Raw genomic sequence first — 12,448 nt, 5'->3', positions numbered from 1 at the left:
TAGGAGCTTTCAACCCTACGAGCGCCCGTGCGCCCACCCGCCCACACCCGGCCCGTACGCCTAACTAACCATCCACATTCAGAGCAGAAGGGCCACAGATTCTCCAACAGGACACAGAGTGTCCGGAGCGACTCGGCGATCGTGGAGGCGGGAAGAGGCTCGTCGTCGAGGGCCGGTGTCACGGCGGACACCCCGCGATCGCGATGGGATGGCCGCCGCGAAGCCTCCGCATACCCCCAGTTCAGGAGGCCGAAGGCAGTACTCTTCGGATCAGGTGGATCGAGCCTCGTTGGCTGCCCCGGTCGGGGCGGCGACCCGATCGGGGAGTCGCCTCGACAGGAACAGTGACAGGACGGTGAGCACGAAGACAATGAACAACGCCTGCTTGAGTGCATCGATCTGACTGTCGGCGTACACCTTGCCGACCTCGGCCGAGGCTTCCTTGGAGCCGCCGGACTGATCGACCAGTGCAACCGCCTCCGACTCGGAGATGATCGGCACCCCGGCGTCGTTGACCGTGGCGATGATCTGCTGTTTCTGTGACGGGCTGAGGGATTGGGCGTCCTCGATCGACGTGGTGAAACCCGAGCCGAGCAGCAGGATGAACACCGACCCGACCACTGCCGTTCCGAACGACGATCCGAGATTCTGGAAGGTGCCCTGCAGTCCGCCGACCTCCGAGGTGTCGGACTCCTTCACCGCAGACATGTTGGCATTCCCCAACTGCGAGGCGAGCAGACCGAATCCGGCGCCGACCACGAACATGCCGATCGCGAAAAGCCATCCGCGCAAGGCGGGTTCGATCGCGCCGATGGTGAACAGGATGCCCGCCGCCATCACCACCTGGCCAAGTCGCGCGATGAAGCGGGTGGAGCGATGGGCGGTCAACCACGATCCGATCGCGGAGAACACCACCAGACCCGCGGACAGCGGCAGGATCTTGAGCCCGGTTTGCATGGCGTCCTTGCCGAGCATCGTCTGCAGGTAGACCGGTACGACGAAGAACAGTGCCGCGATCGCGAAGTACTGCACCAGGAATCCCGACAGCCCGCCGCGGAGCGCGCCGATGCGCAGCAGGTCGACATTCAGGAGCGGCTGACGGCCCGAATCCGAGAGGGCGCGTTGCCGGATGACGAACAGCCAGAGCACCACGACGCCGATGAGGATCAGGTAGGCGACCGGCGAAACCCCCAGGGGCGCAATGGTTCGGTCGCCGATCTCGGGTGGGTTGAGCGGCTTGAGCCAGCCCCAGGTCTTGGACTGCAGCACGCCGAAGACGACCAGGGCCATGCCGCCCGCCGACAGCAGCACCGACAGCGGATCGATGCGGGTCTCCCGGTTGCGTTCGTCGTCCTTGATCCGACCGGACACGAGCAGCACGCCGATCATCACGACGGTCTCGGCGGCGAAGACGTAGCGCCACGAGAGGTAGGTGGTGACCAGGCCACCGATCAGCGGGCCGACGGCGGCGGCGAGTCCGGTCACGGCGCCCAGGATCGAGAACGCGGTGACGCGGGCCTTGCCGGTGTAGTTGACAGCGGCCAGGGCGGCGATGGCCGGGATGACCAGCACCGCACCGAGACCTTCGACCAGCGACCAGCCGAACAGAAGCACGGGAAGGTTGGGGCTGAGCGCGGTGAGCAACGAACCGATGCCGTAGATCACCGAACCGATCTTGAAGGCCCGGGCCCGGCCCAGCAGATCGCCGAACTTACCGCCGGTCAGCATGAACGCCGCCATCGTCAGCGTGTAGAACGTGATCGCGGCCTGCATGCCGGTGATCGTCGTGTCCAGGTCTTTGGCGACGGTGGAGATGGACACGTTCATCACGGTGCTGTCGAGCACCATGACGAACTGGGAGACCGCGAGGATGACGATCACGAACCAGTTGCGCATGGCTGGAAAGCATATGCGCAAGTGGCTCACACCACCGTCATGCGGGTGGGATGACCCGAACCGCGGGTCACTCGGTCGCCGTCGAACTGCCCTCGCCGTCAGAGTCGTGATCGGTGGTGCTGTCGGTTGTGTCGTTCTCGGTTGTGGTGTCGGTTGTGGTGTCACCGTGGTCAGCGGTGGCGTCGGACGTTTCATCCGCGGGCGGGTCGTCGTCGCTTCCGTCTGGCTCGTTCGGGGTCGATTCGGGTGATTGGTTCTGCTTGTTGATGGTTGTGCTGTTGTTCGTTTTGCTGCCGGTCGGCTCGTTGCGCGCGGTCGACTTGCTGACGGTGGGCGCCGGCGCTGGGGCTGTGGTCGTCTCCGGGGTGCTGACGACGGGGTCGTTCACGACCGGGTTGTTCACTACCGACGCTTCCTGCTCCGACGCGATCGAGAATGACTGCACAGCGGCGGTATCGGGGACGGCCGCGGTGGCCTTGGCCGCCGTCGATGCGGGCGACACACCCAGCAGCCCGAGAACCGAGTTGACGATGTCGGTGACCAGACCGGTGAAAGCGTCGAAACCCGTCTTGAGGATGCCGAGTGGGACGCGGAGGACGCCCGCCACGAACTGCACCGCGATCACCGACAGCACGGTGAGCACCGACGGTTGCGGGATCGGGCCCGTGAAGGGATTGTCGAGCTTTCCGTCGGCGAGGTCGGCGATCATCGCGGTGACGACGGCAACCGCGGGCTTGGCCGTCCAGTCGGTGCGGAACAGGCCGAAGTTGTCCTCCGCGTCCCAGCTTCCGGTGTTCGAATCCCGGGCGCTGTAGATGAATATCGGACCTGCGCCGTCCATCGTCTGCCACCTGGTGATCAGGTCGGCGATGTAGGCAGCCTGCTGGGCCTCCGACAGCTGACCCGTCGGCAGGCCGTATTCGGTGGCCCAGATTTTGAGGTCGCCGTCGCCGTTGGCGACCATCAGCGCGTAGATGGCCGTCATCTGGTTGATGGGCGAGTCGGTGACGTCGCCGCCCTCCGAGAAGGCGGTCCAGTAGTGATACGGGTGATAGGAGAGGGCGTCGAAGCTGTCCTTCGCGCCCGCGGCATACATGCGCTGCACAAACGTGACGGGACTCAGGGTGCCGAGACCGGTGGGCACCGCCCCGAGTACGCCGGCGATCACCACCGCGTCCGGGTCGGCCGCCTTGATGGCGGGGTAAGCCGCCTTGAGCATCGCCGTGTAGGCCTCGGGGTCGACCGGGTTGTAGAAGGCGAAACCGTTGGGCTCGTTCCAGATCTCATACGCGGAGACCCGGCCCTGGTACCGGGTGGCGAGGGTGCCGGCGAAGGTCGCGTAGACATCCGGGTCGACGTGGCCGTTGATCGGGAACCCCGCCCACGACGGTGTTCCCGACACCACCATGACGATGTTCATGTCGCGCTCCTGCGCGGCGTCGACAATCGTGTCGAGCTTCTCCCAGTCGTAGGAGTCGGGCCCGTCGGGTTGGATGTAGATCCACGGTGCGCCGATCCGAATGTCCTTGACACCCATCGCTTGCAGCTCGTCGAGGGTGCGTGCGATCTCGGCATCACTCAGGAGATACAGGTTGGAATCGGCGACCCCGAGCGTCGTCGGCGACTGATCGATGGATGCGACGAGGACGACGGGAATCGAGTAGGGCGCCGTGGTCACCGTCGTGTACTCGACGCGGTCGGCGAAGGTCATACTGCCGGCGGCCACCATGGCGGCGATCGCGCACGCGGCAATCGCGACTCTGGCCAGTCTGTGGTTCGACGGGGGACCTGTCTGTGAACGGTGAAGCGGGTCAAGCATTCTCGACTCGGCCATGACGCATCCCGACGTTGGGCCCCCGAACCAGAACAACGGTTATCCGCCGCTCGATCGCGATGTTATCCCGACGACGGTTGGCGCAGCATCGGTACGAGGAATTGTCGTGCGAGCGAGACCAATTGCGCGTCGTCGTCGATCGCGACGATGCGGCTTGGCACGGTGAGGAACGACGCCGAGATCCGGACCATCATCTCGGCGACCAGATCGACGTCGAGGTCGGCGGCCACGTTGCCTGCGCTCTGTTCACGTCTCAGCTGACCGGCGACGAACTGCCCGACCGTGGCGAGGAGTTGCCCGTTGTCGCCGATCATCGATTCGATGAGCAACGCGGGTTCGGCGTCGGACAGGCCGCCGATCAGGGGGTTGTGCGAGATCGCTCGCAACGACGCGACGAAACCGAGTACGACGCGGTCCTCGACCGTCGACGCGTTGTGGATGTTGGTGCGGAACTGGTCGAAGTATCGACGGAACTCGCGAAGCACCACATGTTCGACGAGGGCGTCCTTGGTCTCGAACTTCCGGTAGAGCGTGACGCGGGTGACTCCGGCTCGTTGAGCGACCTTCTCCATCGGTGTGCGCTGAATCCCGGTGCGGCAGAACAGGTCGAATGCCGCGTCGAGGAGACGCTCGGAGGTGGGGTCGGGCGCTTCGTCGGCGGCGGTGTCGAGTGCGCGGAGATATGCGCGCTCGAGCAGGGATTGTTCCGGGCGCGATCGGGAGGGCGTCGACTCGGGTTCGATCGGCGCTGCGCGCACGGGGCCTCCTGGATGAACGATCGTTCGACCTGATTCTACTGTTTCGAGTTCTGACAATCTGCTGTGTCCTGGCTCACTCGGTGATAGAAATGTTACAAGGTGACAATCACTGTCACATTGCCACATGAAGGACGGGGAAAATGGACAATCTCAGCAGAAGGCAGGTCTTACGGACCGGAGGTGCCGTCGGAGCGCTGGGGGCCGTGGCAGTCGCCGCGCAGGGGACACCCTGGACGTGGTCGCCGGCCGGCTCGGTGCCCGGCCGCGGCAACGGCGCCGACCCGCGAACGGTGTGGGACGACGAGGCCGATCCCGTGGTCGCGAACCTGCTCGACCGCGGCCAGGTTCCCAAGGTCAATCAGCTGCTCCGCAGTTGGACCAAGAACGGCCAGCCGCTTCCGGCCGGACTTCCGCGTGAACTGCGTGACTTCATGGAGCACGCCCGGCAACTGCCGTCGTGGGCCGACCGGAGTCAGCTCGAGACAGCAGTCCGGTTCAACCAGAAACGCGGCACCTACCTGGGCGTTCTCTATGGTTTCGCCAGCGGCATGATGAGCACGATGATCCCGCGCGAAGCCAAGGCCGTGTACTACTCGCGTGGCGGCGCCGACATGAAGGACCGCATCACCAAGACCGCGAAACTCGGCTACGACATCGGGTCCCTCAACGCCTATCGGCCCGACGGTGAGATGGTTGTGACCTGCGTCAAGACCCGTCTGGCCCATGCCGCGGTCCGTCACATGCTCCCGCAGTCGGCGTGGTGGAGGAATGTCGCGACGGAGAAGGTGCCGATCAGTCAGGCCGACATCATGGTCACCTGGCACAGTCTGCCGACGACCGTGATGCGCAATCTGGAGAAGTGGCGCGTCCCGATTGCGAAGGACGAGTCGAGGGGATTCCTGCACTCCTGGCAGATCACTGCCCACATGCTGGGCGTTCAGGATCAGTACATCCCGGCGTCATGGGATCAGGCCGATGCGCAGGCGAGCCAGGTGCTGGACCCGATCCTGCACTGGACGCCCGAGGGGCAGAAGCTCGCCGACATCCTGCTGGACCTTGGCATGAACCTCGACCTGACCCTGCTGTCGCGTGGTGTGCTCGGTGCGCTCACCCGATTCATGCTGGGAGACAAGTTCGCCGACTCGCTGCACATCCCGCGGGAACCGGTCTGGACGCCGCTGCTCGAAACCGCGTGGGGTCCTTACGTGCTGGTCCGCGAGGGCATCTTGAACGTCGGCATGCCCAAGGAGGCGTACTGGATGATCGACGAGTTCCTGCGTCAGTTCGTGCTGTTCTACATGTCCGAACTGCGGATGCCGATCAACATCGAGATCCCGGTTCTGAACAACCCGCACTACCGCTAAGCCGGGACGCTCTCGTCGGCGACGGTCGGTTCCTCATCCCGGCCGTCGCGACGGGTCGCTCGGATGCGCGCCGTGATGCGGCGGAGCCAGTCCAACGACAGCGGGACACGCGGCCGCGCGACCAGCCACTTGCTGAACGGCAGACGCAGGATGAGCTCGACGGACGCCAACGACAGCACCAGCACCGTGCTCACCAGGATGATCGCGCGGCTGGCCAGCGAATTCGGGAAGCCGTCGGCGAACAGGAAGTCGAAGAATCCGATCCGGGCCAAGATGTCCAGGATCAGTGGGTGGATGACGAAGACGCCGAAGGCACGCAGGGTCGCCCACGTCACGAAGGCCGCGGAGAGAAGACCTCGGCCGGCCGAGATGCGGTCGTTCCACATCAGCGCGATCAGCCACAACAGCGCGAACCCGCCGAGATACCAGGGGAGCGACGCAAGATTCCACGGGGTGCTGGCCTGGGCCGGGAAGACGCCAGGCGTCGTCGACATCAAGTACATCGCGACGCTGAACGACAAGCACAATCCGGCCGCGACCATCACGCCGACCGCGTGCTCGCGCATCCAAGCGTCGACCTCGGTGCGATGATGAGCGGCCAGCATGCCGATCGCGATGAACAGCGCGTACATCGGCAGCAGTTTCCAGCCGTGGTCGTAGACGAAGGTCCATGCCGGCCCGCCCGGACGCGGCAGGTACTGGTAGACGACGAAGTACGTTGCCTGGATGGCTGCCGCGACTCCGAGAATCCACCACGGATGCGATCCCACCTTGCGGTGCATCCATGCGAGTGCGGGGAAGAAGAGGTAGATCTGCATCGAGATGAGCAGGAAGTACAGCTGGTACTTGCCCTCGCCGATCAGACTGTGCTGCGCCAGCGACGTGAAGAACTCGCCCGCGGGCGGGAACGGGTTGTCGCGGATGATGATGTGGTCGGTGACGCTGTAGAGGACCGTCCAGATCAGGTAGGGCGCGACGACCAGCCCGAAGCGTTTGCGCCAGAAGGTCAGTGGCGACATCGTCTTGCCGCGCATGCTGAGCACCAGCACGTAGAGCGTCACGGCGACGAACCCGTATCGGGTGAGGTGCAGCAGGGTGCCGACCAGACCCGCATTGCGGATGACGTCGGTGGTGGCGATCGCGTTGACACTGTGCGTCACGACCACGAGGGTGAACAGCACCGCACGCACGAAGTCGGCGGTCAGAGCTCTGGGCTGACGCGGCGCTCCGGGCGCGGCGGTGGGCGACGTTTCGATCGATCGGCTTTCTCGGATTCCCTGCCGCTGCGAGTCACTGGCCTTTCGCAACAGAGCATCCTCCTGAAAATTGTCACCTAACTGCAACGCAGAAGTTTACGGAGCGTTCCTGGCAATAACCTCAACGAGAGCGCAATCGGTGACATGCATCACAAGGCCGGAGGCGATATTCCCGGACGCGATTGGATCGGCGAATCGCTGCCGTGAATGTTGTGCAGGTCGCCGGTCATCGTGGCGGTTTCCGAAAACCCAGACTTCGAAACCCCAGAGTGGTGTATCCGGGTGACCGTTTGGCCAACGACGCGGCGAGAACTCCGGTCTCCACATCGTGTTAGTCGTGCACCTCGGCCGTCTGCTTGCCGGGATACGCGCGCAGCACGCGGCCCGCATATTGCACCAGGCGGCCCTTGAACGCGATGGGTGCGGCAAGGAACAACGTGTCGAGCGCAGGGCAGTCGAATCCCTCGCCGACAAACGGCCGGTGGCGACGACCAAAAAGTGGTGTGGCCTCGACGACGGCGTCGACCAGGCGGCGGCGCGCCGAGACCTGCTTGATGGCAGTTTCTGGTCAGATGCCCGCCAGATCCAGTCGCTCGATGAGGGTGACCTTGCGGGAGTGCGCCTTTCGCAGGGCACTGCACTGCTCGGTGAACCTCGCCTGGCTATCACCGCGCTCGGCGACGGTGCGCAGGTCGGTGAGCAGCGCGACAGCCGCGTCGTAGTGGTCCGGCTTGCGCGCGGAAATCAGCGAATCGACCTGTGACCACGCGACATCCTGGGACGACGCCAGCTGTTCGATCTTTCGCTCGTAGGCGGCGGCACGTTCCTGCTCGCGTCGTGCGTCGTTCTCCGCGCGACGTAGGGCCGCCTGCGTGTCCAGGTCGGTGCGGAGTTGAGCCGCGTCGGTGATGAGGGCTGCTGCTGTTGGGGATGCTGTAGCGGGTTGTCCGGTTGTTGTGGCGTCGACGAAGCGCCGCGATAGTTCCACCTGCACCCGCATCGGGTCGCCGGATGCGACGCGAAGGAGCAGGTCGTCCTTCTCGCCGCTCGGGAGCGAGGAGATCCACGCGGCGAGAGCCTCGGTGTCGGAGCGGGTTTCGAGCTCCGGCGAGGATTCGGCGGCGATGGCCAGCAGGTCGTCATCGACACCGAGGAATTCGGCGAGTGCATCCTGCGCCGGGGTGAGGTCGGCCAGACCCGGCGGAATGGGCGGCGCCGGGTCCTCGTGGTCGACGTCGTCGATGTGCTGGAGATCAGGCGTGCCCAGTGTTCCGAGCCACGCCAGGTAGAGGGGTCGCAAATCGCCGGCGGCCAGTTCGGCACGGACACCGATCATGGTCGACAGCAACACATCTGCGTTGTAGAGATCGCCGTAATCGTCCTCGCCGTCGCCTTCGTGAAAGAAGTCGAGCACCGTCGAGTCGTCGGTAGACCACGCGGTGGCCGGTTCCCCGGTGCAGTAGGTCGTCGCGACATCGACGTCGAGGACATCGCGGGGGAGTCGGAGCATCAGGCGGCGGGAGCCCCAATTGCTGAGGTACAGATGCGCGTCGTAGAAGTGCTCCATCAGCTTTTCGGGGGATCCGTGGAAGTCACCCCACTCGTACTCGTTGACGAAACCCGTTGCGCTGATGCGTGCCCGGCTCGACAGCGCTCGGATCTGAGCCTGCTCGGCAGGGGTGAGCGGCCGGTCGATGGCCATGAACTCGTAGTACTGATACTCACTCATGTTTCCCCGTTTTTCCTATCCGGTGTGACATGACGCGACCGTAGCGGTGACCTCCGACAAGAGGAGCTCGAGCGGTCGGCGCGTAAGGTGCGCTGACCGCCGAATCCCACCGACCGGCGCGTGACGTAGACTTTGGACCGTCCGATTCGCTGCTGACGTGGCCGATCGGGCCGCGACTGCCGTGAACGCGCGCCGGAAACTCGCAGACCTGTGATTTCCTCCACGAGGTCACCCAGTCCCGCTCTCGTGGGACTGGAGGAAATTCGCGAAAGTGCAGATCACTGAGTCGGCGTTTGGACTTCAGTAACGCGATTTCGCACGTTTCGTAACACTGCTACTGCCGATAGTGCCGATCGCCGGTCAGCGGTACTCACTCGATCGATGTGTAGCGAGTTCCACGGCGTTCCCCGGATTGGACGAGGCGACCTGCGCGCACCAGTCGGCGAAGTGTTCATGTAGCGGTGGCTCGGTCGAGCCCGGTGAGTTCGCGCGCGCGGGCGTTGGTGAGCGGCGCAGCCTTGGCCGCATCGAGCAAGATTCGTTCAATGCTTGCGCTCGGCCCGAGCTGCCCGAGGGTGTAGTAGGCGCGTGCACGTTGGCCGTGTTGAACGAGGAGCCCTGCGTCGCGGAGCTTTTGAAGCCTCGTTCGAGGCTCAACGCTGTCGGTGCCCAGTAGGTCGTCCCGGGCGTGAGTTGGTGATCTTTTCCTCGCGCAGGGCTGTAACCTGACTTGGCCCAATTTAGTGTCCACCTCGGATCGCGTTGATGGCGTCGCGGAGGTCGTCGGGTTGAGCCAAGTCAGGTACCATGGCGAGGCAGCCAAGGACCTCGACCACGACGCAAGTCAGGCAGCCGGCAGATATCCGCAAGTTGCTGTGCCGCTCATCGGTCCTCCCGCATCATCGCGTAGGTTCACGCCGATCCGAAGTCCACCGCGCACTGAGTCGCGGCCGGGCGCAGCGTTCGTAGGGCTGTTCGATCCGTGACCGCGCAGCCGATGGCACGGCTTGTTTCCTGACGTGGGCTGACGATCGGTTTTGGTGCTGAGCTAAGAAGGCAGCACTTTGGCGAAGTACTGGCCGCCAGTCGTCTCGGAGAGCTTGCATGAGTGCTGCCTGGTCTTATTCTGCTGGTGCGCTGTGACGTCGACGTCGTACACCCAATAGCCACGAGTTGCGCCGGTGGGGTCGGGATTCCAGCCGTCGTCTGTCCAGTTGGCAAACGACAGTTGCTCGAACGGGGGGTACAAGTGCCTGATTTCCTCGGTGCACTCGCGCACGGCGATCTCGTGACGAGCCAGGACGGCCTCTGTCGATGGGGTGGACGACGATGGCTCAGAACCGCGCGGCGGCGAGCAAGCAGTCAGGACTGCGAAAGCCGAAAGTGTACTTGCCAGTAGAAGTATGCGGAAGATTGCTGAGTTCATGACCGGTTATCTGTGAGATCGGGCCTGCTTCAGATAGGTTTCGGCGGATTCAGTCACGGACGCCTTGCTCAGGAAGGTCTCGTCACAAAACATCCATTTACCGTCCACCTTACTGAATCGCAGTGGCTTGCCGGTATCGACGAATACTCGATTGTCGAATTTGGTGACGTCAACGAATGCGGATGTTCCGGCCGTATCGACGGTGATTGCGTCAGCAGGGACACTGACCTCACGGTACGCGCTCAGGAAGTCGGCATAGTCTCGGTCTTCGGGTGGAAATGGTTTGAACAGCGGAACCCCAGTTCGCACTTCCTCGCGCCGAACCGTCGCAAGGATTTCCGGGGACGTCACACGCTGTGGCGGACAAATCAGGCCCTGAGATTCTTCCAAGGTCTGGTTTTCTGCGAACGCCCGAATCGTCTCGGTTACACCCTCAGCAGCACCTGAGTTTCCGGTGGGTTGGTCAGGGCTGCAAGCGGTGGCGGCAATCGCCATCAAGAGTGCGCTGCCGAGCAAAGATACAGAAACTGCGTGTGCGCGCCTCTTCAATATCACCATCTACCTACCCCTGAAGAATATTAGTGACCCGTCGCCCGGATTGGACATTCCCTCTAGCTGGCTTCTCGGAATTCGTCGTGCATTATTCGCTGCGGTGACGCATTTGCTGATAACAGTTGCGAAATCGCCGTCAGACTCTTTTCCGATCTTGATTCCTGTCTCATTGTTGTACCGGTCCATGATCTCTGAGTGTCTTCCATAGCTCGGATCCCCGTCGACCTGGGAGATCGACAGTTGCTCGTGAGTATCTGCAGAATACCGCGCTATGGTCTCGTCGCCACGGGCCGTCATGCCGCCCAGCCATATGCAATGTCGCGCTGCATCCTGGCGGTTGTCAGCGCCGTCGCCTTCCGGAAAGTACTTCTTGGATTCTGACCAAGCTTGCCCAGCGATGTCTTCGTCGTTGATGCGGTTGCATCGGTATGCCCGTACCGGATGCCTCGCGCACCAGCCAGCGATTCGCTGTTGTTCGGCCTTCTTGGCCGCCTCGTCATCGGTGTCGTCTCGATCGAACGTGGGAATTGCGGTGTCGACTGGAGTTCGAAACGTAGGCCGCGGAATACCGGGACCCGACGGCGACCCAGTCCCCGTCGGACGAGAATCAGGCGTCGTTGGAACGAGGCTGCTCGGTACCGGCACGATGGGCCGCCGTCCTGCGGTTGGGCTGGGTATGTCGGTGGGTGCGTGGGCGGTCATGTTGGGCCCGGTGCCGGGTGTGGCGGTGCTGGTACCGGGCAGCGTGGGTGGTGCTGCGATGGTGGGCTGGGAAGTGGTCGTTGTGGTTGTCGGCCCGGGGTCGTGGCACACGTACGGCGGGTTCGGGGTGGGAGCATCGGCGATCGTCTTGCCTGGGTGCGCGGCCACCCAGGCCTGCTTCCACGTCTGGTTGTAGGCAGCGGTTTCACGTGCGCACCGCTCGGCCGGTGTTTCGGCTGCCGCAGGCGGCGTCGAGGACAGTGACGCCACGGTGACGGCCAGGACGATAGCAACCACAAGCGTCTCGAACCCCCACAGCAGGAGACGAACACGGTCCGGCCGTGGCGGTGTGTGATGGATGCTCAAGAGTGTGGGCCTTCCCCGAAAGACATGATGAGCGTGCTGTTCTACAGCCAGGTGCGGGCGGAGTAGACGTTCAGCGTGTCGTCGCTGGTGGGGCTGGACGCGGAGAACCGGAACACCACCCGCACCGTGGTCGGGCCGGCGCAGCCATCGACACCGATGTGGACGCGTTTAACCCGGATGGACGCCCGGTTGGTGGTGAGTTCCTTCTTGCCCAAAGAGATTTCAGTGATCCGGCCGGGCACGATCTTCGACGAGATCGACGGCGTCAGCTGCGCACCGCCACCGATACTGAATCCGGGCGGATTGGCGATCGTGACGTTTGCCTGCGGCCCGAATGATGATCCGAGCCCGAACGTCGCCCCATCGGACACATCCACCTGACAGCCGACCAGCAGGAACTGTTCGAGCACACCAACATTGACCGGTTGAGTGGGCAGCCGCTTCGGATTCGCGATGGTGATGAGCGCCGATGTCAAGGGACATGTAGAACTGCCCACTGGTGGCCATCAAGACTGCCCGTAGGCGGTCACGTGGGGGTGCCCGGTGGCGGCCATGAAAGTGCCCA

At 63.8% G+C, this 12,448-nt stretch carries 10 protein-coding genes; 2 read left to right on the top strand and 8 right to left on the bottom strand.

Translation table 11 applies throughout. From position 1 onward, the window contains the following. Window positions 1-270: 270 nt before the first annotated feature. From ACWDTF_RS24330 to ACWDTF_RS24320, 3 genes are all read right to left on the bottom strand, one after another. Window positions 271-1,896: an MFS transporter gene (locus tag ACWDTF_RS24330; protein WP_433258323.1), complete on the bottom strand. Its 1,626-nt coding sequence runs from the start codon at window positions 1,894-1,896 to the stop codon at window positions 271-273. 67 nt (window positions 1,897-1,963) lie between these two features. Further along, on the bottom strand, window positions 1,964-3,607 hold the full coding sequence (locus tag ACWDTF_RS24325) for a cellulase family glycosylhydrolase (protein WP_449755211.1): 1,644 nt from the start codon (window positions 3,605-3,607) through the stop codon (window positions 1,964-1,966). Between the two features lie 185 nt (window positions 3,608-3,792). Continuing rightward, window positions 3,793-4,488, bottom strand: coding sequence for a TetR/AcrR family transcriptional regulator (locus ACWDTF_RS24320; RefSeq protein WP_240857628.1), 696 nt, complete (start codon window positions 4,486-4,488; stop codon window positions 3,793-3,795). A gap of 140 nt (window positions 4,489-4,628) precedes the next feature. Here ACWDTF_RS24320 and ACWDTF_RS24315 point away from each other — a divergent pair, with 140 nt between their 5' ends. Continuing rightward, window positions 4,629-5,852, top strand: a complete 1,224-nt coding sequence (locus tag ACWDTF_RS24315; protein WP_240857627.1) for an oxygenase MpaB family protein — start codon at window positions 4,629-4,631, stop codon at window positions 5,850-5,852. Here the strand turns inward: ACWDTF_RS24315 and ACWDTF_RS24310 are convergent. From ACWDTF_RS24310 to ACWDTF_RS24295, 4 genes are all read right to left on the bottom strand, one after another. Next, window positions 5,849-7,159: an acyltransferase gene (locus tag ACWDTF_RS24310; protein WP_276614844.1), complete on the bottom strand. Its 1,311-nt coding sequence runs from the start codon at window positions 7,157-7,159 to the stop codon at window positions 5,849-5,851. The genes ACWDTF_RS24315 and ACWDTF_RS24310 overlap by 4 nt on opposite strands. 517 nt (window positions 7,160-7,676) lie before the next feature. Beyond that, window positions 7,677-8,837, bottom strand: coding sequence for a hypothetical protein (locus tag ACWDTF_RS24305; protein WP_449755210.1), 1,161 nt, complete (start codon window positions 8,835-8,837; stop codon window positions 7,677-7,679). A gap of 1,432 nt (window positions 8,838-10,269) precedes the next feature. Further along, window positions 10,270-10,758, bottom strand: coding sequence for a hypothetical protein (locus ACWDTF_RS24300; RefSeq protein ID WP_449755209.1), 489 nt, complete (start codon window positions 10,756-10,758; stop codon window positions 10,270-10,272). 63 nt (window positions 10,759-10,821) lie between these two features. After that, window positions 10,822-11,517, bottom strand: a complete 696-nt coding sequence (locus ACWDTF_RS24295) for a DUF6973 domain-containing protein (protein ID WP_433259428.1) — start codon at window positions 11,515-11,517, stop codon at window positions 10,822-10,824. Between ACWDTF_RS24295 and ACWDTF_RS24290 the strand changes: the two genes are divergently transcribed. Beyond that, window positions 11,462-11,713 (top strand): hypothetical protein, encoded by a 252-nt coding sequence (locus ACWDTF_RS24290; RefSeq protein ID WP_433259723.1) that lies wholly within the window; start codon window positions 11,462-11,464, stop codon window positions 11,711-11,713. The genes ACWDTF_RS24295 and ACWDTF_RS24290 overlap by 56 nt on opposite strands. 211 nt (window positions 11,714-11,924) lie before the next feature. Here the strand turns inward: ACWDTF_RS24290 and ACWDTF_RS24285 are convergent, their stop codons facing one another. Further along, a complete protein-coding gene (locus ACWDTF_RS24285) occupies window positions 11,925-12,359 on the bottom strand; it encodes an MspA family porin (protein ID WP_449755208.1) in 435 nt (144 codons plus the stop codon). Window positions 12,360-12,448 lie beyond the last annotated feature (89 nt).

The sequence above is a fragment of the Gordonia sp. NPDC003422 genome (assembly GCF_053588675.1).
The sequence above is the reverse complement of the archived record's forward strand: the minus strand, read 5'-3'. Positions and strand labels throughout refer to the sequence as shown.

Excerpts from the sequence above, each read along its gene's own strand:
- ACWDTF_RS24330 (WP_433258323.1), bottom strand. The coding sequence starts at position 1,896 with ATGCGCAACTGGTTCGTGATCGTCATCCTCGCGGTCTCCCAGTTCGTC.
- ACWDTF_RS24325 (WP_449755211.1), bottom strand. The coding sequence starts at position 3,607 with ATGACCTTCGCCGACCGCGTCGAGTACACGACGGTGACCACGGCGCCC.
- ACWDTF_RS24315 (WP_240857627.1), top strand. The coding sequence starts at position 4,629 with ATGGACAATCTCAGCAGAAGGCAGGTCTTACGGACCGGAGGTGCCGTC.
- ACWDTF_RS24305 (WP_449755210.1), bottom strand. The coding sequence starts at position 8,837 with ATGAGTGAGTATCAGTACTACGAGTTCATGGCCATCGACCGGCCGCTC.
- ACWDTF_RS24300 (WP_449755209.1), bottom strand. The coding sequence starts at position 10,758 with ATGGCGATTGCCGCCACCGCTTGCAGCCCTGACCAACCCACCGGAAAC.
- ACWDTF_RS24290 (WP_433259723.1), top strand. The coding sequence starts at position 11,462 with ATGGGCCGCCGTCCTGCGGTTGGGCTGGGTATGTCGGTGGGTGCGTGG.
- ACWDTF_RS24295 (WP_433259428.1), bottom strand. The coding sequence starts at position 11,517 with ATGACCGCCCACGCACCCACCGACATACCCAGCCCAACCGCAGGACGG.